Source organism: Ciceribacter sp. L1K22 (genome assembly GCF_017599385.1).
Taxonomy (GTDB): Bacteria; Pseudomonadota; Alphaproteobacteria; order Rhizobiales; family Rhizobiaceae; genus Allorhizobium.
Genome location: NZ_JAGFPK010000001.1, coordinates 3121571 through 3144041 on the forward strand (window position 1 = coordinate 3121571; position 22471 = coordinate 3144041).

The 22471-nt window shown below is 61.8% G+C and carries 26 protein-coding genes; 12 read left to right on the top strand and 14 right to left on the bottom strand.

Features of this window, described 5'->3' with window-relative positions; translation table 11 throughout:
• Positions 1-121 precede the first annotated feature (121 nt).
• From J5J09_RS15520 to xdhB, 3 genes are read left to right on the top strand one after another with little or no spacing between them, the layout of a single operon-like run.
• Entirely contained in the window at positions 122-895 is a 774-nt protein-coding gene (locus J5J09_RS15520) for a 3-hydroxybutyrate dehydrogenase (RefSeq protein WP_208551974.1), read from the top strand.
• Positions 896-946: 51 nt separating this feature from the next.
• On the top strand, positions 947-2416 hold the full coding sequence (gene xdhA / locus J5J09_RS15525; protein WP_208551975.1) for a xanthine dehydrogenase small subunit: 1470 nt from the start codon (positions 947-949) through the stop codon (positions 2414-2416).
• Between the two features lie 4 nt (positions 2417-2420).
• Positions 2421-4760, top strand: coding sequence for a xanthine dehydrogenase molybdopterin binding subunit (gene xdhB / locus J5J09_RS15530; RefSeq protein WP_208551976.1), 2340 nt, complete (start codon positions 2421-2423; stop codon positions 4758-4760).
• An 18-nt stretch (positions 4761-4778) separates the two neighbouring features.
• On the opposite strand, the gene J5J09_RS15535 is transcribed toward xdhB, so the two are convergent.
• Positions 4779-5660 carry a hypothetical protein gene (locus tag J5J09_RS15535; protein ID WP_208551977.1) on the bottom strand — a complete coding sequence of 294 codons (882 nt, stop codon included), beginning with the start codon at positions 5658-5660 and terminating at the stop codon, positions 4779-4781.
• Between the two features lie 130 nt (positions 5661-5790).
• On the opposite strand from J5J09_RS15535, the gene xdhC reads away from it, so the two are divergent.
• Positions 5791-6597 (top strand): xanthine dehydrogenase accessory protein XdhC, encoded by an 807-nt coding sequence (xdhC, locus tag J5J09_RS15540; RefSeq protein WP_208551979.1) that lies wholly within the window; start codon positions 5791-5793, stop codon positions 6595-6597.
• Between the two features lie 2 nt (positions 6598-6599).
• Here the strand turns inward: xdhC and J5J09_RS15545 are convergent, their stop codons facing one another.
• A complete protein-coding gene (locus J5J09_RS15545) occupies positions 6600-6821 on the bottom strand; it encodes a hypothetical protein (protein ID WP_208551982.1) in 222 nt (73 codons plus the stop codon).
• Positions 6822-6930: 109 nt separating this feature from the next.
• On the opposite strand from J5J09_RS15545, the gene J5J09_RS15550 reads away from it, so the two are divergent.
• Together J5J09_RS15550 and J5J09_RS15555 are read left to right on the top strand one after the other, a co-directional pair.
• Positions 6931-7866: a LysR substrate-binding domain-containing protein gene (locus J5J09_RS15550; protein ID WP_208551983.1), complete on the top strand. Its 936-nt coding sequence runs from the start codon at positions 6931-6933 to the stop codon at positions 7864-7866.
• Positions 7867-8131: 265 nt separating this feature from the next.
• A complete protein-coding gene (locus J5J09_RS15555; protein WP_246745853.1) occupies positions 8132-9019 on the top strand; it encodes a LysR substrate-binding domain-containing protein in 888 nt (295 codons plus the stop codon).
• Positions 9020-9049: 30 nt separating this feature from the next.
• On the opposite strand, the gene J5J09_RS15560 is transcribed toward J5J09_RS15555, so the two are convergent.
• The gene (locus tag J5J09_RS15560) at positions 9050-9382 is read right to left on the bottom strand and encodes a hypothetical protein (protein ID WP_208551988.1); all 333 of its coding nucleotides are present in this window, start codon (positions 9380-9382) and stop codon (positions 9050-9052) included.
• 234 nt (positions 9383-9616) lie between these two features.
• Here J5J09_RS15560 and puuD point away from each other — a divergent pair, with 234 nt between their 5' ends.
• From puuD to J5J09_RS15585, 5 genes are all read left to right on the top strand, one after another.
• Positions 9617-10852: a urate hydroxylase PuuD gene (puuD, locus tag J5J09_RS15565; protein ID WP_208551992.1), complete on the top strand. Its 1236-nt coding sequence runs from the start codon at positions 9617-9619 to the stop codon at positions 10850-10852.
• Positions 10849-12162: a guanine deaminase gene (gene guaD / locus J5J09_RS15570; protein ID WP_208552003.1), complete on the top strand. Its 1314-nt coding sequence runs from the start codon at positions 10849-10851 to the stop codon at positions 12160-12162. The genes puuD and guaD overlap by 4 nt, the downstream gene beginning before the upstream one ends.
• 6 nt (positions 12163-12168) lie before the next feature.
• On the top strand, positions 12169-12600 hold the full coding sequence (locus tag J5J09_RS15575; RefSeq protein ID WP_208552008.1) for a hypothetical protein: 432 nt from the start codon (positions 12169-12171) through the stop codon (positions 12598-12600).
• A gap of 16 nt (positions 12601-12616) precedes the next feature.
• Complete coding sequence (locus J5J09_RS15580; protein ID WP_246745854.1) at positions 12617-13054, top strand: potassium channel family protein; 438 nt, start codon at positions 12617-12619, stop codon at positions 13052-13054.
• A gap of 118 nt (positions 13055-13172) precedes the next feature.
• Entirely contained in the window at positions 13173-14324 is a 1152-nt protein-coding gene (locus J5J09_RS15585; protein ID WP_208552011.1) for an alpha-hydroxy acid oxidase, read from the top strand.
• Here the strand turns inward: J5J09_RS15585 and J5J09_RS15590 are convergent, their stop codons facing one another.
• The 7 genes from J5J09_RS15590 to J5J09_RS15620 form a co-directional block, all read right to left on the bottom strand.
• On the bottom strand, positions 14325-15065 hold the full coding sequence (locus J5J09_RS15590; RefSeq protein WP_208552013.1) for a metallophosphoesterase family protein: 741 nt from the start codon (positions 15063-15065) through the stop codon (positions 14325-14327).
• On the bottom strand, positions 15066-15821 hold the full coding sequence (locus J5J09_RS15595) for a metallophosphoesterase family protein (protein WP_208552015.1): 756 nt from the start codon (positions 15819-15821) through the stop codon (positions 15066-15068).
• A gap of 1 nt (position 15822) precedes the next feature.
• Positions 15823-16179, bottom strand: coding sequence for a hydroxyisourate hydrolase (gene uraH, locus J5J09_RS15600; protein WP_208552020.1), 357 nt, complete (start codon positions 16177-16179; stop codon positions 15823-15825).
• Positions 16176-16676: an ureidoglycolate lyase gene (locus J5J09_RS15605; protein ID WP_208552021.1), complete on the bottom strand. Its 501-nt coding sequence runs from the start codon at positions 16674-16676 to the stop codon at positions 16176-16178. The genes uraH and J5J09_RS15605 overlap by 4 nt, the downstream gene beginning before the upstream one ends.
• A 5-nt stretch (positions 16677-16681) precedes the next feature.
• Positions 16682-16915, bottom strand: a complete 234-nt coding sequence (locus J5J09_RS15610) for a DUF86 domain-containing protein (RefSeq protein WP_208552022.1) — start codon at positions 16913-16915, stop codon at positions 16682-16684.
• A 128-nt stretch (positions 16916-17043) separates the two neighbouring features.
• Entirely contained in the window at positions 17044-17334 is a 291-nt protein-coding gene (locus J5J09_RS15615; RefSeq protein ID WP_208552024.1) for a nucleotidyltransferase family protein, read from the bottom strand.
• Between the two features lie 132 nt (positions 17335-17466).
• Entirely contained in the window at positions 17467-18507 is a 1041-nt protein-coding gene (locus J5J09_RS15620) for a glutamine synthetase beta-grasp domain-containing protein (protein WP_208552027.1), read from the bottom strand.
• Between the two features lie 399 nt (positions 18508-18906).
• On the opposite strand from J5J09_RS15620, the gene J5J09_RS15625 reads away from it, so the two are divergent.
• On the top strand, positions 18907-19089 hold the full coding sequence (locus tag J5J09_RS15625; RefSeq protein WP_208552029.1) for a DUF2735 domain-containing protein: 183 nt from the start codon (positions 18907-18909) through the stop codon (positions 19087-19089).
• 91 nt (positions 19090-19180) lie between these two features.
• On the opposite strand, the gene alc is transcribed toward J5J09_RS15625, so the two are convergent.
• The 4 genes from alc to J5J09_RS15645 all read right to left on the bottom strand — a co-directional run bounded on the left by alc (position 19181) and on the right by J5J09_RS15645 (position 22447).
• Positions 19181-20203, bottom strand: coding sequence for an allantoicase (alc, locus tag J5J09_RS15630; protein WP_208552032.1), 1023 nt, complete (start codon positions 20201-20203; stop codon positions 19181-19183).
• A 1-nt stretch (position 20204) separates the two neighbouring features.
• Positions 20205-20705 (bottom strand): 2-oxo-4-hydroxy-4-carboxy-5-ureidoimidazoline decarboxylase, encoded by a 501-nt coding sequence (gene uraD / locus J5J09_RS15635; protein ID WP_208552034.1) that lies wholly within the window; start codon positions 20703-20705, stop codon positions 20205-20207.
• A gap of 7 nt (positions 20706-20712) precedes the next feature.
• Complete coding sequence (gene puuE, locus J5J09_RS15640; RefSeq protein ID WP_208552037.1) at positions 20713-21633, bottom strand: allantoinase PuuE; 921 nt, start codon at positions 21631-21633, stop codon at positions 20713-20715.
• Between the two features lie 106 nt (positions 21634-21739).
• Positions 21740-22447 (bottom strand): DUF1045 domain-containing protein, encoded by a 708-nt coding sequence (locus tag J5J09_RS15645; RefSeq protein WP_208552039.1) that lies wholly within the window; start codon positions 22445-22447, stop codon positions 21740-21742.
• Between the last annotated feature and the right edge of the window lie 24 nt (positions 22448-22471).

The window sequence follows — 22471 nt, forward strand, 5'->3', positions numbered from 1 at the left end:
GGCCATTGCCCAAAAGGCAACGCTCCGCTCTCCAATTAGCCGATTGCCAGCCGGCGCGCTTTGCGACTAACCTCGCTTTTGCGGCGCAGCAGAACGCCGGCATTCGTTCGGGAGAGAGAGCATGAAGAGAACCGTCGTCGTCACAGGCTCCACCAGCGGGATAGGGCTCGGGATCGCCCGCGCCTTCGCCCGGGATGGCGCCAACCTCGTCATCAACGGTTTCGGCGACGCAAACGAGATCGAGGCGATCCGCCAGGAATTGGAACAGGCCGGCGGCAAGGCTCTTTATCACGGCGCCGACATGACGGAGCCCGACGAGATCGCCGAGATGATGGCGCTGGCGGCGAGCCAGTTCGGCATGGTCGACGTGCTCGTCAACAATGCCGGCATCCAGCACGTCTCGCCCGTCGAGGATTTCCCGACCGACAAGTGGGACCGGATCATCGCCATAAACCTGACGAGTTCCTTCCATACGATGAAGGCTGCGATTCCGGCGATGAAGGCGAAGAAGGCCGGCCGCATCATCAACGTCGCTTCCGCCCACGCCCTCGTCGCCTCGCCCTTCAAGGCGGCCTATGTCGCCGCTAAGCACGGCATTCTCGGCCTCACCAAGAGCGCGGCACTGGAACTCGCCGAATTCGGCGTGACGGTGAACGCGATCTGCCCCGGCTACGTGCTGACGCCGCTGGTGGAAAAGCAGATCCCGGACACGGCCAAGGCACGCGGCATCTCCGAGGCGGAGGTGAAGACGGATGTGATGCTGCGCCTGCAGGCCACCAAGGAATTTGTCGCGATCGAGGAAGTGGCGGCCACCGCCCTCTTCCTCGCCAGCGACGCCGCGCGCCAGATTACCGGCACACATATCTCGATTGATGGCGGCTGGACCGCGCAGTAACCTGTTTTGCTCGAACCGCCCCAAGATGGGGAAGACTGAAGAAGGCTTTTGATGACAGACAGCATCCGTTTCATCCTGAACGGCGAGGACGTGGCTCTGCGCGACGTTCACCCGACGGAAACGCTTCTCGATTTCCTGAGGCTGAAACGACGTCTGACCGGCACCAAGGAAGGCTGCGCCGAGGGTGACTGCGGCGCCTGCACCGTTCTCGTCGGACGGCTGGTCGGCGGCGAGCTGGTCTACGAAACGGTCAACGCCTGCATTCGCTTCGTCGGTTCGCTGCACGGGACGCATGTCGTCACCGTCGAGCACCTCGCCGCCGCCGATGGCACGCTGCATCCGGTGCAGCAGGCCATGGTCGACTGTCACGGCTCTCAATGCGGCTTCTGCACGCCGGGTATCGTGATGTCGCTCTACGGCCTCTGGATGACCAACGACAACCCGAGCCGGCCCGCCATCGAACGCGCGCTCCAGGGCAATCTCTGTCGCTGCACAGGCTACGAGCCGATCGTCAAGGCAGCGGAACTTGCAAGCCGCATCCGGCCCTCCGCCCTGTTCGACCCGCTGGAGCGCGAGCGGCAGGACATCTGCGCCCGCCTCTTCGCGCTGCAGACCGGCGATACGATCGTCCTTTCGAAGGATGGTCGTCGCCTGATCGTACCGCCGTCGGTCGCGACACTCGCCGACCTTCTGGCCGAGGAACCTAAGGCCACCATCGTCGCCGGCGCCACCGATGTCGGTCTCTGGGTGACCAAGCAGATGCGCGACCTCGACCCGGTGATCTTCATCAATCACCTCAGCGAACTTCAGTCGATCGATGTTTCTGACGCCGGCATCACCATCGGCGCGGGCGTCACTTATGCCCGCGCCTTCGACACGCTCGCTGGCGAGATCCCGGCCTTCGGAGCTCTGATCGATCGCATCGGCGGCCAGCAGGTGCGCAATATGGGCACGATCGGCGGCAACATCGCCAACGGCTCCCCGATCGGCGACACGCCGCCCGCCTTGATCGCGCTCGGCGCCAAACTCACGCTCCGCTCGGCCAGCGGCACCCGAGAGCTGCCGCTGGAGGACTATTTCATCGCCTACGGCAAGCAGGACAGAAAGCCCGGCGAGTTCGTCGAGAGCATCTTCGTGCCCCGCCCCGCGGCAAACCTTCGTTACGCCGTCTACAAGATCTCGAAGCGGCGCGAGGAAGACATCTCGGCGCTCTGCGGCGCCTTCCTGCTCGGCCTTAATGCCGACGGCAAGGTCGAGACCATCCGCATCGCGTTCGGCGGCATGGCCGCGACACCGAAACGGGCCCGCGCGGTTGAGGCCGCCTTGTTCGGCAAGCCCTGGACCGAGGCGACTGTGGCCGACGCCCGTACCGCCTTCGACGAGGATTACAAGCCGCTGACCGACTGGCGCGCCACCGCCGAGTATCGCCAGTTGACGGCAAAGAACCTGCTGACCCGCTTCTTCCTGGAAACCTCGGGCACGCCGCAGGAACTGAAGCGTTTCGCGGTGGAGGAGGTTTGATTCCATGCTGAAGAAAGCCGATCACGAGCTCTACAAATACATCAACGGCCCGATGCATGCGCCGCTGAAACATGATTCAGCGCACAAGCATGTCAGCGGAAGTGCCGAATATATCGACGATATTCCCGAACCCGCTGGCCTCCTGCACGGCGCGCTCGGCATGGCCGATAGGGCGCATGCGGAGATCGTTTCCGTAGACCTCTCGCAGGTGAAGGCCTATCCGGGCGTCGTCTGCGTGCTGACGGCCAAGGACGTGCCCGGCGACAACGACATCGCTTCCGGCTCACACCACGACGAGCCGTTGTTCGCCGATACGAAGATCGAATTCCACGGCCAGGTGATCTTCGCCGTCATTGCCGAAACCCGCGATGCCGCCCGGCGCGCCGCACGACTGGCGAAGATCGAATACCGTGACCTCCCCCACTGGCTGACGGTCGACACCGCCCGGGACAATGCCGCGCCGCTGGTGACGCCCGGCATGGTGCTGAAGCGAGGCGAGCCGGAAAACGAACTGGACAAGGCGCCGCGACGGCTGAAAGGTCGCATGGAGATCGGCGGGCAAGAACACTTCTACCTCGAGAGCCATATCGCCATGGCGATCCCCGGCGAGGACGACGAGGTGACCGTCTGGTCGTCGACCCAGCATCCTTCCGAGGTGCAGCACATTGTCGGCCACGTGCTGGCCATCCCCTCGAACGCGGTTACCGTCAACGTGCGACGCATGGGCGGCGGCTTTGGCGGCAAGGAAACGCAGGGCAACCTGTTTGCGGCACTGGCCGCCATCAGCGCCAAGAAGCTGAACCGCGCGGTAAAATTCCGCCCCGACCGCGACGAGGACATGGTGGTCACCGGCAAGCGTCACGACTTCATCGTCGACTATGACGTCGCCTTCGATGACGAGGGCCGGTTGCATGCCGTCGACGCAATATTCGCCGCCCGTTGCGGCTACTCCGCCGACCTTTCAGGACCGGTCACCGACCGCGCCCTCTTCCATGCCGATTCAAGCTATTTCTATCCGCATGTCCGGCTGGCATCGGAGCCGCTGAAGACCCACACCGTCTCAAACACCGCCTATCGCGGTTTTGGTGGTCCGCAAGGCATGCTGGGCGGCGAGCGCATCATCGAGGAAATCGCCTATGCAGTCGGCAAGGACCCGCTCGAGGTCCGCAAGCTGAACTTCTACGGCGATGTCGGCTCGGGCCGCAACGTGACACCCTACCATCAGGAGATCGAGGACAACATCGTCGCCCGCGTCGTCGAGGAGTTGGAGACGTCCTGCGACTATCAGGCCCGACGCAAGGCTATCATCGAGTTCAACAAGACGAACCCGATTATCAAGAAGGGCATAGCCCTTACTCCGGTCAAGTTCGGCATCTCCTTCACCATGACCGCCTTCAACCAGGCCGGCGCGCTCGTCCACGTCTATCAGGACGGCTCGATCCACCTAAACCATGGCGGCACGGAAATGGGCCAGGGGCTCTACACCAAGGTGGCCCAGGTGCTGGCCGATGCATTCCAGGTGGATATCGAGCGCGTCAAGATCACGGCGACCACTACGGCCAAGGTGCCGAACACTTCGGCCACGGCTGCCTCGTCCGGTTCCGACCTCAACGGCATGGCCGCCTACGATGCCGCCCGTCAGATCAAGGATCGGCTCGTCGCCTTCGCGGTCGAAAAGTTCGGCGTGCCGGTCGACGAGGTCGTGTTCCTGCCCAACAGAGTGCGGGTCGGCGACCAGGAAATCCCCTTCCCCGATTTCGTCAAGCAGGCCTATTTCGCCCGCGTGCAGCTCTCCGCCGCCGGCTTCTACAAGACGCCAAAAATCCACTGGGACCGTGCCGCCGGACGCGGCACTCCGTTCTACTACTTCGCGTATGGCGCGGCTTGCTCGGAAGTATCGATCGACACGCTGACCGGCGAGTACCTGATGGACCGCACCGACATCCTCCATGACGTCGGCAAGTCGCTCAATCCGGCGATCGACATCGGCCAGATCGAGGGCGCCTTCGTGCAGGGCATGGGCTGGCTGACGACCGAGGAACTCTGGTGGGACGACAAGGGCCGGCTGCGCACGCACGCGCCGTCGACCTACAAGATCCCGCTCGCCTCCGACCGTCCGAAGATCTTCAACACAAGGCTCGCCGAATGGTCGGTCAATGCCGAACCGACGATCGGCCGCTCCAAGGCCGTCGGCGAACCGCCCTTCATGCTGGCGATCTCCGTGCTGGAGGCGCTGTCGATGGCCGTCGCGTCGGTCGCCGATTACAAGGTGTGCCCGAAGCTGGACGCCCCGGCGACGCCCGAGCGTGTGCTGATGGCAGTGGAGCGGTTGAAGACACTGTAAAGCCTCGACAGACACGCCTTATCGAAGAGCTGTCCGCAGCAGATAGAGGAAGGCGGACAGGATCAGGATCGGCAGGATCAACAGCTTGACCAGATAGGCAACGGCGATGCCGATCGATGCGTTGAAAAGGTCGGACGCCAATGCCACCCCGTCATTGATAACCTGCGCATTGGTCGCCACCGACTCCGACATGTCGGACGCGGCCTGCAACGTGCCGGAAAAGGCGGAACCGAGCCTGTCGAACACACCGCGTTCCGCCAGGGGATCAGCGTCCGCCGGCGGATCCTTGGCCAGTTCGTCCACCTGTTGCTCGATGGCGGCCACCTCGCCATCCATGTTCATACGGTGAAAAACCTGCGTCGCGCTCGTCCAGGCATCGTCCGTGATGGCGTCGCCGGCATAAAAGGCGATTGTATAGGATGCGGGAAGCAGCACCGCCCCCAGAAGCCCGAGAATAGCGAACGATCTGGCAAGACGGTCGAGCAATGGTGGGACCCGACGTACCGAGTAAGTCAAAACAGCACAGATCAACGCGAAAACCGCCAGACCCGCCGCGGCCACCTTCGCCACGGGGACGAGGACCAGCGACAGGATGCCTGAGACGATGGCGAGGTAAAAGAGAAGATCGACCATCCTCTCAATCGTATTGATCACGGGCTGCAACAACTGCCCCGGACTGGCCGTGACCGACGCCACGCCGACGCCACCGGTGATATCGGCATCGCGGGCAACGCTCATCAGCGAGTTCGCGATCCGCAGCGTGCCGTAAAGCGCGCCACTGCCGATCATAACTTCACGGCTGAATCGGGCAGCAACATCCGCAAGCGGGTTGATAAAGAAAATGGCCACCGCGAACGTCGCGACGCTGAGCCAGATGATCGTGCCGTTGGTCCTGGTCATATGCGCTCCTCAGCAGTGGGACGATGAAACCACATGTCGAACGTTGACGCCTGGATGCCCTCAAAAACTATCGCAGGAAACTGCTAGCGACGCTGTCCAGTTCCGCTGTCTCGATGTTAGTATGCCTGTCATGCCGTTCTCAGACTATTCCGAATTCCTAGCCGCTCATCCGCGCCTGATTCTCGTCGAGGTTCTTGAAGCCAAGGGTTCGACCCCGCGCGAGGCAGGTGCCTTCATGCTTGTGGCAACGGAAGCGACATCCGGAACGATCGGCGGCGGCTATCTCGAATTCATGACGATAGACCATGCCCGCCGGCTGCTGGCGGGGGACAATGTCGACGCCGAGCTGGACGTGCCCCTTGGCCCCGAAATCGGCCAGTGCTGTGGCGGGCGCACGCGGATCGGCTTCACCGTCGTGGATGAAGCAGTGCGCGAAAACCTGCTACGCCGAGAGGATGAGCGGCGAGCCGCCGACCCGGACGTGATGATCTTTGGCGCCGGCCACGTCGGCCTGGCGCTGGTATCGGCACTGTCTTCCCTGCCCTTCAACGTTTCGGTGATCGAGACACGGTCAATCGATGAAACCGCCCTGCCCCGAAACGTCATAGCGAAACGTGTCGCCATGCCGGAAGCGGAGATAGCAGCGATCCGACCGGGCGGAGCGGTGCTGATCCTCACCCACGATCACGCGCTTGATTTCCTGATCGCTCGCCAGGCGCTCGCCCGGACAGACCTCGCCTATGTCGGCATGATCGGCTCGGCCACCAAGCGCGCCACCTTCCGCCACTGGCTGGAGCGCGAGGGCGGCGAAACGGATGACTTCGCCAGGCTGACGCTGCCGATCGGCGGCGATACCGTTCGCGACAAGCGACCGCCCGTCATAGCCGCCATGGTGGCGGCGGAACTGTGCTGCGTCCTGCTTGGCGGCAGGACGTGACATCAGAACGGCAGGTCGCGCATATGCCCGCGCCGACGCTGCTCCCAGAACTGCTCGACGCGCCCGAGCGGCTCGGGGTTTGGAAGACCGATATCATCATGAGGCGCGTCGAGAGCCTCGTCAGCCGTAACCTTCGACGGGGCGGCGGATCGTACGAATAGCGCCTTCAACAGACCGAAGAGCCGCCGGGTCAAAGGCATGGAAAGGGCGTTTGCGGACAGCACGGCTGCTCCACCTCGATGAATAAAACTGATTGTCATTCTTCCTTGATCGCGCCGATTGCAGCGTAAATCCAATTCAATTACGGTGACCAACGATCAAGAGAGCTTATCGATGAAATTGTCCCGCCAGTTTCCCCTGAATGCGCTGCGTGTCTTCGAAGCGGTCGCCCGTCTCGAAAACTTCACCCGCGCCGGCGAAGAGCTCGGCATGACCCAGACGGCCGTCAGTTACCAGATCAAGCTTCTGGAGGAACATCTCGGCGAAGCCGTCTTCATCCGCAAACCCCGGGCGCTGCAACTGACACCTGCTGGCGAGCGTCTGCTTCCCAAGGTGTCCGACGCCTTCAACCTTTTGGCCGAGGCAGTGTCCAGCGCCCAGAAAGCGGGTGGCGAAACGCTCGAAATTCACACGATCCCGACCTTCGCCTCGCAGTGGCTGGCCCGCAATCTGGGCAATTTCCAGCTGGCTCACCCGGAGGTGGCCGTGCGGTTGCTGCGCATTGCCAAATTCACGGACTTCCGTAACACGACGGCGGATGTGTCGATCTTTTGGGGCGGGGAGCAGCGGGACGACCTTGTCTACGTCGACCTTCTTCGTCCACTCTACTCCCCACTACTGTCGCCAAAGCTGGCTGCAACTATCGGTGGGATCGAAACGCCTGCCGACCTTCTCAAACTGCCGCTGATCAGCCCGAACGATTCCTGGTGGCTGCAATGGTTTCAGGCCGCCGGGCTGAGCGATCCTAAGCTTCCGGCCACCCGCCAGAACATTTTCGAATCCCAGGACCTCGAGGCCAGTGCAGCCCTGGCCGGCCAGGGCGTTGCGATCGTCAGTCCCTTCTTCTTTCCCGACGAGCTGGCATCAGGACGACTGATCCAACCCTTCGACCTTGCGCTGCAGGCCCGAGACCCAATCCGCCTCGTCTACCCCAAGGCCAAGCGCAACCAGCACAAGATCCGCGCCTTCCATCACTGGATCGAAACCGCGATACAGGCCTCAGAGGAAGCGCGGCGGACCGTCAACCAGTCTCCAGACGTCACGGCTTGAGAGCGCCTCCCGGCGGTCCGCACGTGCCTCGCGTTCTCCGATGTCGCGCCGCATCTCTGCGGACAGAAGCCCGCTCCTGCGCCGGGTCAGCGAAGGAGCAAGAAGCCGTTTGAGAAGACGCAGAATTCGCCTCGGCGCAATGAAGCTCATGGCCGTTCCTCGTTGACAAAGATGCTGTTCAGTTGATCTATGAGAGAGGAAATAGTGCGGATAATGATTGTAGACCAACCGAATATCCGTCTTGATGGATCAAGAGAACTCATCCATGAAACTCTCCCGCAACCTGCCGCTGAACGCGCTGAAGGTCTTTGAGGCAGCCGCCCGGCACCTGAGCTTCACCAGGGCCGGCAAAGAACTCGGAATGACCCAGACGGCGGTCAGCTATCAAATCAAGCTGCTGGAAGATCTGCTCGGCGAGCCGCTGTTCCTCCGCCGCCCGCGACAGGTGAGGCTGACGGAGGCGGGCGAGCGGCTGGCGCCAAAGCTGGGCGAAGCCTTTTCCATCATGCAGGAAGCGTTGGCGAACCTGGGTGAAAAGACACAGACAACGCTGACGATCCACTCCACCGCGACATTCGCGCATCAGTGGCTGGCGCACCATATCGGTGACTTTCAGCTGAGGCACCCGAAGATCGCGGTCAGGCTGGAGACCTCGCAGGACATGATCGATTTCCAGAAAACGGAAGCCGACGTGGCAATCCGGGCGGGAAAGGCTCCTTGGCCCGGCCTCGAACGGCAGCGCCTGATGAAGATAGACTTCACGCCCATGCTGAGCCCGCAATTGGTGCAAAGCATAGGCGGCCTCTCCTCGCCGGCCGACCTTTTGAAGCTGAGGCTGATCGATCCGGGCGATCCCTGGTGGAGGATATGGCTGACCGCCGCCGGAGTGACAGACCCGGACCTCGACAGCAGGCCACGCAGCAAACTCGGAGCGCAATCCATCGAAGCGCAGGTCGCGATCGCCGGAAAGGGCGTGGCCATTCTGACGCCTGCCTTCTACGGCCCAGAACTCGCGTCAGGCCAGCTCGTCCAACCGTTCCCGCTGGTGTGCAGCGAGGACTGCGACTACTGGCTTGCCTACCCCGAGAACCGGCGGAACATCCCCAAAATCCGCGATTTCAAAGCGTGGATCATGGAGGCATGGCAGCGTTGACAAATATCGACACAGCCGCCGATCTCCAACTCAGAACGACATATCGGGCGCATAGAGGCAGCGTGGCGTATTTTCGTCGGGGAACAGACAGAGATGATACTCGCTGTCCTTCGACCGCCGCGTGCTGTCTTGCGCAAACTTGAACGTGTGGCTCCTGGTAACCAGCCTGTGGTCACCGGGCGCCAGCGTCAGCTGGTATCCGCCTTGGATGATGCGGACGCTGCTCGCCGGAATCTGCTGGCAATCACCGGAATGTTCATTGCCGTTGCAGCAGAAGGCATCGTAGCGCCATCCGGAATGGGCGTCATGAGCCGAAACATCGAACGCAAACAATACACCGAAGGTCATCGCTATTGTGCGCATTGGCGGTTTCTCCGTTGAAGACCTTCCGCCGGTACCAACGCAAACCACCTCCCCAGCGGAATTGCGACACAAATATAACAGTTCTCAAATATGAGGACCAATGCACGTTCTCAGGGGTGCGTTTTCGCAGCGCACCATAGCCTGAGGAAAGCTTGGCCTTCGTCCGTGATTTCACTTTCCAACCCCGGCCTTTTTCGACAAGGTAACCGGTCGGGAGGAAGAAAGGGATGCTGCATGTATGAGTTCGCCATAGCCTGGGAATGGCTGTCCTTCGCCGTCCGCTGGCTGCATGTAATCACCGCGGTCGCATGGATCGGATCGTCGTTCTACTTCATCGCGCTGGACCTCGGACTTGTGAAGCGACCGGGCATGCCAGCAGGCGTTTACGGCGAGGAATGGCAGGTCCATGGAGGCGGCTTCTACCATGTGCAGAAATATCTGGTAGCACCGGCGTCGATGCCGGAGCATCTGACCTGGTTCAAGTGGGAAAGCTATTTCACCTGGCTCTCCGGCTTCGCCATGCTCTGCGTGGTCTACTACGGCGGCGCCGATCTCTTCCTGATCGACAGGCATGTGCTCGACATCGAGCCATGGCAGGCGATCTGTCTGTCGCTCGCCTCGCTCGCCGTCGGCTGGCTGATCTACGACCTGCTCTGCAAGTCGCCGCTCGGCCGCAACACCTGGGGCCTGATGATCCTGCTCTACATCGTGCTGGTTGCCATGGCCTGGGGCTATACCCAGGTCTTCACCGGCCGCGCCGCCTTCCTGCATCTTGGTGCGTTCACCGCCACCATCATGTCGGCGAATGTCTTCTTCATCATCATCCCGAACCAGAAGATCGTCGTCGCCGACCTGATCGCGGGGCGCACCCCCGATCCGAAGTACGGCATCATCGCCAAGCAGCGCTCGCTCCACAACAATTACCTGACGCTGCCCGTCATCTTCTTCATGCTGTCGAACCATTATCCGCTGGCCTTTGCCACGGCATACAACTGGATCATCGCGGCGCTGGTCTTCCTGATGGGCGTGACGATAAGGCACTGGTTCAACACCACGCACGCCCGCAAAGGCCGCCCGACATGGACCTGGGCGGCGACGGTGATCATCTTCATCGTCATTGCCTGGCTGTCGACGGTGCAGAAGCCGGCGCCGGAGACGGAACTCTCCGTCGCACCGTCGAACCTGCGCTTCGTGGAGAACCCACACTACGAGGCGGCGCGCGACATCGTGCAGGGCCGCTGCTCCATGTGCCACGCCGCCGAACCGGTCTGGGAAGGCATCGCTCGTGCACCAAAGGGCGTGAAGCTGGAAACCGACGCGGAAATCGCCAGCCATGCGCGCGAGATCTACATCCAGGCTGCCCGCAGCCACGCCATGCCGCCCGGCAACATCACGGAGATTGAAGAACAGGACCGCGCCTTGCTGGCTGCCTGGTACGAAAGCGCCGTCAGCGGGACCGCCACGCCATGAGCGCGGTGCTCTACCGTGGACGGCTGCTCTCCTTCTATCGCGCACCGCTCTCGGTCGACGACAACGATAGCTATCTTTATGAAGCGGACGGCGCCCTGCTGGTGGAACATGGCCGGATCGTCGCATGCGGTGACTTCACTGCCGTTAGGAGCGCGAGCCCGGATGACATCGAGGTCGTGGATCACCGCCCTCACCTGATCCTGCCGGGGCTGATCGATACGCACGTGCATTTCCCGCAGATGCAGGTGATCGGCTCCTATGCCGCCAACCTGCTGGAATGGCTGGATACCTACACCTTTCCCGAGGAATGTCGCTTCGTCGAGACGGCCCATGCCGAACGCATCGCGACGCATTTCTTTGATGAGTTCTTTCGCCAGGGGACGACGACCGCCGTCGCCTACCTCTCGGTCCACAAGGCTTCTGCCGACGCCTTCTTCGCCGAAAACCTGCGCCGCGGCAGCCTGATGATCGCCGGCAAGGTGATGATGGACCGCAACGCCCCGCAGGGCCTGCTGGACTCACCGCAGCTCGGCTATGAGGAGACCCGCGCCGTCATCGCGCAATGGCACTGCAAGGGCCGCAACCATGTCGCCATCACGCCCCGTTTCGCCATCACCTCGACGCCGGCTCAAATGGAGGCAACGCAGGCTTTGGCGCGGGAATTCCCGGACCTTCACATCCAGACGCATCTGTCGGAAAACCTCGCCGAGATCGACTATACCTGCTCGCTCTATCCTGAAGCGATCGACTACACCGACATCTACTCGCGTTATGGACTGCTGGGCCGCAAGACCCTGCTGGGCCACGCCATCCATCTTTCCGACCGCGAGGCCGACGCGATCAGCGAGGCGGGCGCGATCGCCGTCCATTGCCCGACGTCAAACCTCTTCCTCGGCTCGGGCCTGTTCCCGATGAAGAAGTACCAGAAGCGCGACAAGCCGGTCCGGATCGCGGTCGCCACCGATATCGGCGGAGGATCCAGCTACTCCATGCTGAGAACCATGGATGAGGCCTACAAGATCCAGCAACTGCTGGGGGAGCGGCTGAATCCGCTGGAAAGCTTCTATCTGATGACACGCGGCAACGCCGAGGCATTGTCGCTTGAAGACCGTATCGGCACGCTTGAGCCGGGGACCGATGCCGACTTCATTGTCATGGATGCCAGTGCGACACCCGCGATGGCGCTCAAGATGGAGGTCGTGAAAACGCTGGCGGAGGAACTCTTCCTGCTGCAGACCCTGGGCGACGACAGGTCGGTGGTGGAGACCTATGTCGCCGGTAGGCCAATGAAACCGGTCGCGACGATGTGAGGGACAATGAGCGACAGCGGCTATTCCGGCACGCCCCTTCCCCGGAAGCTCGGATTGAAGCCGGGCCTGTCCGCGCTGTTCGTCGCGCTGCCGGACGATCTTCGCCACCTGACCGACGAACTGCCTGAAGCGAGGATTGAGCCTTCAATGCCAGGAAGCGCGAGCGTCCGTCTTGATTATCTGCACGTCTTCGAAACAGAGCGCACAGCACTGGAGGATAATGCGGAACGGCTGAAAGGCAGGCTGAAGCCCACCGGCATGCTTTGGATTTCCTGGCCGAAAAAGGCCTCCAAGGTCCACACCACGATAACCGAGGATGTCCTGCGGGCGATATTCCTGCCGATCGGTCTCGTCGACATAAAGGTGTGCGCGGTCACGGATATATGGTCGGGCCTGAAATTCGTTTTTCGCAAGGACCAGCGCGGAAGCCTGGGTTGACGTCACGGACACCGCAATGAACATGCTCCTCAATCTGGCCCTTGGCACGCTCATGATCTCCCTGACGGTCGTGATTCATACATTCGGCCTGATGGGTGTGACCCAGGCGATGAGTTGGATCAGCGATCGCATCCGCCTTCACCGTCATCGCAGTCGCCTGATCGCGATGAACACCGTTGTGCTGGGGGTTTTTGCAGTCCTGACCACAGAAGTTTGGCTGTGGGCGATCTGTTATTGGCTGATCGGTTTCTTCGACAGTTTCGAGGTCGCCCTCTACTTCTCGACGGTCACCTTCTCGACCATTGGATACGGCGACGTCATCCCGCACCCCGAATGGCGCCTCTTGGCCGGCATGGAAGGCGTCGACGGCTTTTTGTTGATCGGTTGGTCTACGGCCTACCTCGTCGCGGCCGGCATCCGCGTCGGCCCGTTCCGGTCCGGCGAGCATTTTTGAGCATCTCTCGGCCGAAAAGAACGGAGGTAAAATATTTTTACCTCTTAAGTCCCTTCCTGTTTCCAGCGCGCCGCCTGTCGTGATATGGGCGATGGGGAACCTGGCCGAGGAGTGGATAATGGGCGCGAACCTGGAGATTGCCGACCTGAAGAAGCTGGCGCGCCGGCGCGTGCCGAAGATGTTCTTCGACTATGCCGACAGCGGCGCCTGGACCGAAGGCACCTACCGGGCCAACGAGACTGACTTTTCCAGGATCAAGCTGCGTCAGCGCATTCTGGTCGACATGACGAACCGCACGCTTGCCTCCGAAATGATCGGCCAGCCTGTCTCGATGCCGGTCGCCCTGTCGCCGACCGGCCTCACGGGCATGCAGCATGCCGATGGCGAGATGCTGGCGGCACAGGCGGCGGAGGAAGCCGGCGTTCCCTTCACGCTCTCGACCATGAGCATCTGCTCGATCGAGGACGTCGCCTCGGTGACGACCAAGCCCTTCTGGTTCCAGCTCTATGTGATGAAGGACCGGGATTTCGTCATCAACCTGATCGACCGCGCCAAGGCGGCTAAATGCTCGGCACTGGTACTGACGCTTGATTTGCAGATCCTTGGCCAGCGGCACAAGGACATCCGCAACGGCCTCTCCGCGCCGCCGAAGTTCACGCCGAAGCACATCTGGCAGATGGCGACCCGACCCGGCTGGTGCCTGAAGATGCTGGGCACGCAACGCCGCACCTTCCGCAACATCGTCGGCCACGCCAAGAGCGTCACCGACCTCTCCTCGCTCTCGGCCTGGACGGCGGAGCAGTTCGATCCGAAACTGTCGTGGAACGATGTCGCCTGGATCAAGGAGCGCTGGGGCGGTCCGCTGATCCTGAAGGGCATTCTCGATCCGGAGGATGCCAGGATGGCGCTCTCCACAGGCGCGGACGCGATCATCGTCTCCAACCATGGCGGCCGCCAACTGGACGGAGCCCATTCGTCGATCGCCATGCTACCGCGCATCGTCGACGCGGTCGGCGACAAGATCGAAGTCCACATGGATGGCGGCATCCGCTCCGGTCAGGATGTGCTGAAGGCCGTCGCCCTTGGCGCAAAGGGCACTTACATCGGGCGTCCCTTCCTCTATGGCCTCGGTGCCGGCGGCAGGCAGGGCGTCACGACGGCGCTTGAGATCATCCGGAAGGAGATGGACATCACGATGGCCCTTTGCGGTAAGCGCGATATCAAGACCATCGACGGATCGATCATCGCCGAAAACCCGTTCGCCGTCTGATTATCCGGCCCAGCCGGTCGAAAGCACACGCGCCCATGTATCGAAGCCTTGCTGCCGCGCGAGTTCAGCGGCTGCGAGATGATCGTAGGCAACCTGCTGGAAGGTCGGCTGCCAGCCGTGCGTTGTTTTCTCAAGGATCGCATAGCAGGCAAAGGGCGCGCCCTGCTCCAGCCGGTGCTCCCAAGGCTTGTGATAGGCAAACCCGGGGCAACCGACGCTCCCGGGATTGACGACCAGCCGGCCATCCGAAAGCGTTACCGCGCGTTGCACATGCGTATGGCCGCACAGGATCAGCGGATAATCGACACCTGCCGCCTGACGCTCGATATAGTCTCGGTCGCTGAGGCGAAAATAGCCCTCGGGCGTCAGCGTTTCGAGCCAGGCAACCGAGTCGCTTTCCGGCGTCGCATGGCAGAGCAGAACCTCGTCGGCGAAGACGAGCGTCAATGGCAATTGCCCGATCCAGTCGAAGTCCTCCCGGCGCAGCAGCGGATAGGCCGGCCGCTCCCAGTCGCCGAAAGCGTCTGGCTGCTCCTCGATCAGGGCCCGGTCGTGATTGCCCCTCACCGTCGGGAGATTCAGCGGCGCGAGGATCGCCGCAGTCTTTCCCGCATCGATCGGACCTGAGAAGATATCGCCGAGGTTGACGATATCGGTGACGCCGAGTGTTGCAATATCCTCGAGCACCGCCTCAAGGGCCAGATGATTGCCGTGGATGTCGGCGATAGCTGCAAAGCGCACTCAGTCCTCCGCATCGATGAAGCCGGTGGCAAGACCGCTCGCCCACCCCGCCCGACCGTTGCGCGCGGCGAGGTCGGCCATGGCCATATGATCGTACGGCACCTGCCGGAAGGTCACGGACCAGGCTCCATTCAGCTTCTCGCAGATCGCGTAGCTCGCGTGAACATGTCCGGCCTCCACCTTATGCGGATACGGCGTGTCGTCCTGGTATGCTGGCCCGCCGACACTGCCGGGATTGACGATGAGGCGCCCGTCGGAAAGCCTGACCATACGAGGCAGGTGTGTATGTCCACACAGGATCAACGACTGAGGTATGCCCTGGGCCCAGGCCTCAATCTCGCCAGCGCGACGCATGACCACGTGTCCGTCTGGTGTTACCGTCTCCAGCCAATACGTGTTGTCGTCTTTCGGGGTCGCATGGCAGAGATACACCTCCTCGCGCCAGACCATGGAAAACGGCAGGCTTCGCAGCCATTCCAGATGCGCCGGCGCCAGCTGCGCGAAGGAATCCGCCTCCCAGCTGTGCATGGCATCGACCGCATGCTCGACGAGATAACGATCGTGATTGCCGCGAACTGTCGGCAGATCCAAGGATACCAGAAGATCGGCGGTCCGGCCTGCCTCCAGTGGACCCGAGAGGCAGTCGCCGAGATTGACGACATCAGAAGGGGCGATGCCCTTATCTGCAATGTCCGAAAGGACGGCCTCCAGCGCCAGGCAGTTGCCGTGCACATCCGCGATCGCCGCAAATCGCATGTCAGCTGCCCCTGTAGGTGGAATAGCCGTAGGGCGACAACAGCAGCGGCACGTGATAGTGCGCCGTCGTGTCGGAAATGCCGAAGCGGATCGGGATAACGTCGAGGAACGGAGGTTCTGTGAGAGGAATACCGAGGTTCTTCAGGTATTCGCCGGCGTGGAAGATCAGTTCGTATTGCCCGACCGAAAATTCGTCTCCCGACAGGATGGGACCGCCGTCGACGCGCCCGTCGTCGTTTGTAAAAACCGTCCGGATCAGCTCGGGCGCTTCGCCGGCCATGCGCACCAACTGAATCCGCAGCCCCTTCGCTGGCTTGCCGAGGGCGGTGTCTAGGACGTGGGTGGTGAGGCCGGTCATAAGCTGGGCTCCAGAATCGTGAACGGGGCATCGAAGAAGAACTCCTCGAGATTGTGACCCGGTCCGTCGCGATCGACAATGAGGAAATCGCTCACCTCGCCAACCGCGATCAGCGGATGATGCCAGGTATTGCGACGATAATTCACCCCCTGGTCGCCGCGCGCCAGAAACGCCTGTGGCTTACCTGGCTTGCCGCTCTCATCTGGCGAAACGGCAACGAGATATGGCCTGCCGTTGAGCGGCGAAAAGCTCTGGCTGCCGAGAGGATGGCGCTCCATCATGCCGATCTCGTAGGGGAAAGATCGCGGCTGCCCGCGGAAGATATTGATGATCACCCGGGCGCCGTCACCCACGACGTCGGGAGTAGCAAGGGCATGGAAACGTTCCGTCGTGCCACCATTGATCAGCCGCATGGTGTCCGGCCGCGCTTCTATCACGTCTCCGAACGGAGCGAAGGCCTCCGCCGTTAGCGGACGGATGATGAGGGTCTGGAGCAAAGGGGTCATTCTCCCTGGATATTCGGATGTCGGAGCTGGTGGATCTGCCGGACCAGTCTTGGAAGGTCCGACTGCACCGTATCCCAAATGATACGCCAATCCAGTCGGTCGTATTGGTGAACCACGAGATTGCGCAGGCCCCTGATCTTGGCCCAGGCGATCTCCGGTTGCTCTGACGCGATATCCGGAAACAGCGTCTGGATACGAACTGCGGCGGCGGCAATCAGCACGAACGTCATGGCAACGGCGCGCTAACGCAAGAGATCCGACTCGAACGCCTCGAAGCTTACGCCATCAAGGAATCCGATGGCCTCAAGTGCCGCCTCCTCCATATCAATGAGATTATCGATCAGGCGCTCTGCCGGGGTCATATGGCTCTCGCCTCGGCAAGGATCCGGTCGCGCGTCCGCGCTTTCAGACCGCCGGCCGTGACAATGTCCACCCTGCAAGGCAACAGGCCTTCCATCTCTGCCTGCAGTCCTCCGAGATCGAAGAGCGTCATGCCCGGCAGCGCGTCAACCAAAATATCGAGATCGCTGTCCGGACCGTCCTCACCCCGCGCGACAGAGCCGAACACACGCGGGTTCGCTGCCTTGTGACGCGCCGTCGCATCGCGGATAGCCTGCCTGTTTTTCTCCAGCACTTCGGACGGTCTCATGTCTCGCCTCCTTGACCGCAATTATAGGACAAACGCGAAGCGCGAGAAAGCGCCGGACTTCCGCACCCCTAAAACGAAAACAGCGCCGGCGTTTCCACCGGCGCTGCATTCTTACGGTCAACCCGTGACGGATCAGGCAGCAGACTTTGCGTAGTCTGCGGTCGGAACTTCCGCGATGGTCTTGAGGACCTGGGAAGCGATCGCGTAGGGGTCGCCCTGGGAGTTCGGACGGCGGTCTTCGAGGTAGCCCTTGTAGCCGTTGTTGACGAACGAGTGCGGAACGCGGATCGAGGCGCCGCGGTCGGCAACGCCGTAGGAGAACTTGTTCCACGGAGCCGTCTCGTGCTTGCCGGTCAGGCGCATGTGATTGTCCGGACCGTAGACGTCGATGTGCTCTTTCCAGTTCTTGGCGAAAGCGGCCATGAGTGCTTCGAAGTACTCCTTGCCGCCGGTCTCGCGCATGAATGCGGTGGAGAAGTTGCAGTGCATGCCCGAGCCGTTCCAGTCGGTGTCGCCGAGCGGCTTGCAATGGAATTCGACGTCGATGCCGTACTTTTCGCAGAGGCGGAGCAGCAAGTAGCGTGCGATCCAGATCTGGTCCGCGGCCTTCTTGGAACCCTTGCCGAACACCTGGAATTCCCACTGGCCCTTGGCCACTTCTGCGTTGATGCCTTCGTGATTGATGCCGGCTTCAAGGCAGAGGTCGAGGTGCTCTTCAACGATCTCGCGGGCGATCGAGCCGACGTTCTTGTAGCCGACGCCGGTGTAATACGGGCCCTGCGGAGCCGGGTAGCCCTGCTCGGGGAAGCCGAGCGGACGGCCGTTCTCGTAGAAGAAGTATTCCTGTTCGAAGCCGAACCATGCGCCTTCATCGTCAAGGATCGTCGCGCGGGTGTTCGATGCGTGCGGCGTGACACCGTCCGGCATCATGACTTCGCACATCACGAGCACGCCATTGGTGCGCGCCGGATCGGGATAGACGGCGACCGGCTTCAAGACGCAGTCCGACGAGTGGCCTTCGGCCTGCATCGTCGACGAACCGTCGAAGCCCCACAGCGGCAGCTGCTCCAGGGTCGGGAAGCTGTCGAATTCCTTGATCTGCGTCTTGCCACGCAGGTTCGCTACCGGCTTGTAGCCATCGAGCCAGATGTACTCGAGCTTGTACTTGGTCATGGTTCTCTCTCTTCAGTCTCGCGTCCGTCATGGGCGCACACAGAGGGGTGATTCCCCGAATTCCGGGGCTCACTCAACGTGTAAGCACACAGCGTGCCAGTTTGAGCCTGAGACCAGCGCTCTGCCTGAATTGGGGGTACGCCCCGGGCCCATCGTCCCGGATTGCGACAGTTTTATTAAGGCTTTCCGACTATTATGAAGGAACTAGGACAGCCGTACCGTGTTTCCCGCACGAACATGCCGGCCAGAGGGCGGGTGATGAAAATCCACTCATCCATTTTCTTGTCGGAATACTGCACATAAAATAGGCAATATGCACTTTTCATGTGCATTCAGCTGAAATCTATGTTAGGGATGTGTCATCGACCGAGAAATCGGTGACGAACGAGAGGCAGTAGCATGACAACGAACATGGTTCGGGAATCGGCGAAGATCTACGAGTTCCCGGTAAGAAATGCCCAGAGACTGCGTGAAATGCAGGCGCGCCAAGCACTGGCCGGCCGCGTCATCATCGAAAGCGGCTGCGGCAGCTGGTACCACGAGGAAGCGATCCGCGAGGACCAGGAAACGCGCAAACAGTAGGCGCGATAAACCGGAAATTCCCGGAACCACCAGTGGCGCCGGGGACTTTGCTGTGTGCGGAAGAGCGGGCCTTGCGGCCCGCTTTGTCGTTTCAGGCCTTCGTTCCGAAAAGCCGCAACCGCATTACCCCGCCATCGGGATGCATCGCGATCCGCACATGGGTGACGGGGCCGATATCGGCGACCTTGTCGCCCTCGTAGAGATGTTCGGCATCCATCTGCATCTTGGTGCGCGCAACGATCGGCTTCCAGGTTTCGGACGCGGCGATGTCGGCATCGCTGAACGTGTCGCCTGCCGACGGAAGATGAGCCCCGAGAAGTTCGCAGGTGTCGGGGTAATTGCCCTTGTAGAAATGCGTGTCGATGATCACCCGCTTGATCAGCCCCGGATGGCCAAGCCGGATGATCGCCCAGTCGTGCCCCGGTCCGCGACGGCGCTTGGTCTCCCAGCCGTCGCCCATATTGGTACCGCGTCCAGGAGACAGAATCTTGTCGGGATGGCCATAATGCGCATCCGACCACGCGAGCGCCTTGGCGCCGTGGAAGATGTAGCCGAGATCGATCTCCTCGTCCGCCCCTACCTTCGACCAGTCGAAGAAGGCCGAGCCATAGACACGCAGGCGGGCAACGCCGCCGTCAGGGTAGATATGCAGGCGCAGATGCGTCCAGACCTTTTCCCGGTCGGCATTCTCGAAGAAATGCTGCGCCGACGGCCCGAGCGGCGACTTCGACACCAGTTCCACCCAGTCGGTCGCCTCCGTCGGATCGCCATCCGCCACGAACGCGGCTTCAATCGAGCAATGCGGTGGATAATTGCCGGTGAAATAGCGGGTATCGACGTCGAAGCCGAAGATACGGCCCGGCATGGCGAGCCGTATCACCGACCAGTCATGGCCGGGCACACGTTTGCGCCGGCTTTCCCACCCGTCCATGTACTTGCCGTTGTCGTCGTAAAGCGCCGGATCGAACCAGGCCGGCTCGTCGTTCAGCATGCGCTCGAGCGGAGCGAAGAACTCGTCCGTGGTGAACACACCCTTCGCGCCGAGACGGGCGGAGGCGAGATTGACCGCACCGGCCGCGAAGTCGGGCAGCGTGACGGTGGAGGTTTCGATCATGTCAGAGTGTCTCCGGTAACAGGCTTTCAAGACGAAGCCTTGCGATTTTCTCGACCTGTGCGCAAGCCGTCTCGAACTCCGTGTCACGGTCGTTGTCGATACGATGCTCGAAGGCCGCGAGAATGTCGTGACGGTTGAGCCCCTTCACCGCGATGATGAAGGGAAAGCCGAATTTCTGCGTATACTGGGCATTGAGCTCGGTGAAGCGGGCGAACTCCTCCGCCGTCAGCCGGTCCAGCCCTGCGCCCGCCTGCTCCTTGCGGCTGTCTTCGGTTAGTTCCCCCGCCACGGCGAGCCGCCCGGCGAGATCGGGATGGGCGCGCAGCACGCCAAGCCGCTCGTCCGGCGAGGCTGCACGAAACATCCTGACCAGAGCCGCATGCACGCCGGCAGCGGTCAACGGCTCCTCGATCAACCCGGCATCGAAGGCGCGTTCGGCGATAAACGGCGAATGCTCGAACACGCCGCCATACGAGGAAACAAAAACATCACGTTCCATCATCGTCGCCTCACCAGGTCGGCTTGTGATGTTTGTGCCAGTGTTCGGCGATCTCGATGCGCTTCGGGATCCACACCTTCTCGTGGCCGGTCACATAGTCGATGAAGCGTGCCAGCGCCGCCGCGCGGCCAGGACGCCCGACCAGGCGGCAGTGCAGGCCGACGTTCAGCATTTTAGGCGCGCCATTTTTCCCTTCCTCGTAAAGCACATCGAACGCGTCCTTCAGGTAGGTGAAGAACTGGTCGCCGGTGTTGAAGCCCTGCGGTGTCGCAAATCGCATATCGTTGGTTTCGAGCGTATAGGGGATGATCAGGAACGGCTTGCCGGCAAGGTCCGGCACCCAGAACGGCAGATCGTCGGCGTAGGAATCGGACGAATAGACAAAGCCGCCCTCCTCCATGACCAGCTTCAACGTGTTCATCGACGGCTTGCCCTGATACATGCCGAGCGGATGGGAGCCGGTGAGCTCCTTGTGCAGGCGCACGGCCTCGCGGATATGCTCGCGCTCGACCTCCTCCGGAAAGTCCTTGTACTCCAGCCATCGATAGCCGTGGCTGGCGATCTCCCATCCGGCCTCCTTCATCGCCGCAACGGCTTCCGGATTGCGGGCCATGGCAAGCGTCACGCCGTAGACCGTCGCCGCCACCTTGCGCTCGGTAAACATTCGCCAGAGCCGCCAGAAGCCGGCACGGGAGCCGTATTCGTAGATGGATTCCATGTTCAGGTTACGCTGCCCGGGCCACGGTTGGGCGCCGACGATTTCCGACAAAAGGCACTCCGACGCCGGATCGCCGTCGAGAATACAGCTCTCGCCGCCCTCCTCGTAGTTGATCACGAATTGCACGGCTATGCGCGCATCGTTCGGCCATTTCGGATCGGGAGCGGAGCGGCCATAGCCGATGAGATCGCGCGGATAGGAACTGGACTGCATCAAATCACCCTGTCTTTCGGCGAGACGGTATGCGCCGATGCCGGGGTTGTCGAGATGCAATTGCGCGACCGGACCGTTGCCTTGAGGGCATCGGTCCTGCGGTCGATCAGGCGATCCTGCGCGCCGAGACCCGGCCCATCGGATGCAGCGAATGCACCTGGAAGGGCGCCCCCTGCTCGCGTTCCACGAACAGCGCCAGGTTCGAAAACGGCACGGGATCACCGATCACCGGAGCGAAATACCCCTCCAGGACACTGGCGAACCGGCGCATGGTGTCGCCATCCAGCGGCCCCGTCAGATCGATGTGGAAACGATACTCGTCCATGACATAGGGATTGCCCCAGCGATAGAGATTGGCAAACTGCGGTGCTGTCAGAGCGTAAGGGTCGCGACGCTCGATCTCCGCCTCGGTCAGCGGCGCCCGGAAACCGTCGAACTGCTGCACGACCGTGGCGGCCAGGAGATCAATCATCCTGCAAGGTGTTTCCGGAACAAGCCCGAGATGGTCGCCAAGTCGACCGACGTGAAGCGGCGGAATGGCAAGGGGCTCGATGGTACCGGCGAACCGCATGAGCTCTCGCAAGAGCGCCGCCTCCGTAACATCGGGATGCAGCTGGAACGGCGCCATCAGCACCGCGTGGAAGCCATAGCGGCGCGGCAGGGCCGTATGGAACGCAATTTCGTGGAGGCCGAGGCCCCGGACGGAGGGATGGTCGACGGCCTCGCCTGAATAGACGCTGCGTCCGAGCCAGCTGGCGGCTGCCAGCGTCAGCGGATCGCCCGCGGGGGGCGTGAAGAAGATTGCGTAGCGCATGTCTCACCTCGTTCTTTCCGCCGC

What these genes read in the sequence shown, in the direction of transcription:
- J5J09_RS15645 (WP_208552039.1), bottom strand. Translation starts at nt 22,447, where the DNA reads ATGCGCTACGCAATCTTCTTCACGCCCCCCGCGGGCGATCCGCTGACG.
- xdhB (WP_208551976.1), top strand. Translation starts at nt 2,421, where the DNA reads ATGCTGAAGAAAGCCGATCACGAGCTCTACAAATACATCAACGGCCCG.
- alc (WP_208552032.1), bottom strand. Translation starts at nt 20,203, where the DNA reads ATGATCGAAACCTCCACCGTCACGCTGCCCGACTTCGCGGCCGGTGCG.
- J5J09_RS15625 (WP_208552029.1), top strand. Translation starts at nt 18,907, where the DNA reads ATGACAACGAACATGGTTCGGGAATCGGCGAAGATCTACGAGTTCCCG.
- guaD (WP_208552003.1), top strand. Translation starts at nt 10,849, where the DNA reads ATGAGCGCGGTGCTCTACCGTGGACGGCTGCTCTCCTTCTATCGCGCA.
- J5J09_RS15535 (WP_208551977.1), bottom strand. Translation starts at nt 5,660, where the DNA reads ATGACCAGGACCAACGGCACGATCATCTGGCTCAGCGTCGCGACGTTC.
- J5J09_RS15520 (WP_208551974.1), top strand. Translation starts at nt 122, where the DNA reads ATGAAGAGAACCGTCGTCGTCACAGGCTCCACCAGCGGGATAGGGCTC.
- J5J09_RS15580 (WP_246745854.1), top strand. Translation starts at nt 12,617, where the DNA reads ATGAACATGCTCCTCAATCTGGCCCTTGGCACGCTCATGATCTCCCTG.
- J5J09_RS15585 (WP_208552011.1), top strand. Translation starts at nt 13,173, where the DNA reads ATGGGCGCGAACCTGGAGATTGCCGACCTGAAGAAGCTGGCGCGCCGG.
- J5J09_RS15555 (WP_246745853.1), top strand. Translation starts at nt 8,132, where the DNA reads ATGAAACTCTCCCGCAACCTGCCGCTGAACGCGCTGAAGGTCTTTGAG.
- xdhA (WP_208551975.1), top strand. Translation starts at nt 947, where the DNA reads ATGACAGACAGCATCCGTTTCATCCTGAACGGCGAGGACGTGGCTCTG.
- J5J09_RS15595 (WP_208552015.1), bottom strand. Translation starts at nt 15,821, where the DNA reads ATGCGATTTGCGGCGATCGCGGATGTGCACGGCAACTGCCTGGCGCTG.
- J5J09_RS15550 (WP_208551983.1), top strand. Translation starts at nt 6,931, where the DNA reads ATGAAATTGTCCCGCCAGTTTCCCCTGAATGCGCTGCGTGTCTTCGAA.
- J5J09_RS15560 (WP_208551988.1), bottom strand. Translation starts at nt 9,382, where the DNA reads ATGCGCACAATAGCGATGACCTTCGGTGTATTGTTTGCGTTCGATGTT.
- uraD (WP_208552034.1), bottom strand. Translation starts at nt 20,705, where the DNA reads ATGATGGAACGTGATGTTTTTGTTTCCTCGTATGGCGGCGTGTTCGAG.
- puuD (WP_208551992.1), top strand. Translation starts at nt 9,617, where the DNA reads ATGTATGAGTTCGCCATAGCCTGGGAATGGCTGTCCTTCGCCGTCCGC.
- J5J09_RS15615 (WP_208552024.1), bottom strand. Translation starts at nt 17,334, where the DNA reads ATGAGACCGTCCGAAGTGCTGGAGAAAAACAGGCAGGCTATCCGCGAT.
- puuE (WP_208552037.1), bottom strand. Translation starts at nt 21,633, where the DNA reads ATGCAGTCCAGTTCCTATCCGCGCGATCTCATCGGCTATGGCCGCTCC.
- J5J09_RS15620 (WP_208552027.1), bottom strand. Translation starts at nt 18,507, where the DNA reads ATGACCAAGTACAAGCTCGAGTACATCTGGCTCGATGGCTACAAGCCG.
- xdhC (WP_208551979.1), top strand. Translation starts at nt 5,791, where the DNA reads ATGCCGTTCTCAGACTATTCCGAATTCCTAGCCGCTCATCCGCGCCTG.
- J5J09_RS15575 (WP_208552008.1), top strand. Translation starts at nt 12,169, where the DNA reads ATGAGCGACAGCGGCTATTCCGGCACGCCCCTTCCCCGGAAGCTCGGA.
- J5J09_RS15610 (WP_208552022.1), bottom strand. Translation starts at nt 16,915, where the DNA reads ATGACGTTCGTGCTGATTGCCGCCGCCGCAGTTCGTATCCAGACGCTG.
- uraH (WP_208552020.1), bottom strand. Translation starts at nt 16,179, where the DNA reads ATGACCGGCCTCACCACCCACGTCCTAGACACCGCCCTCGGCAAGCCA.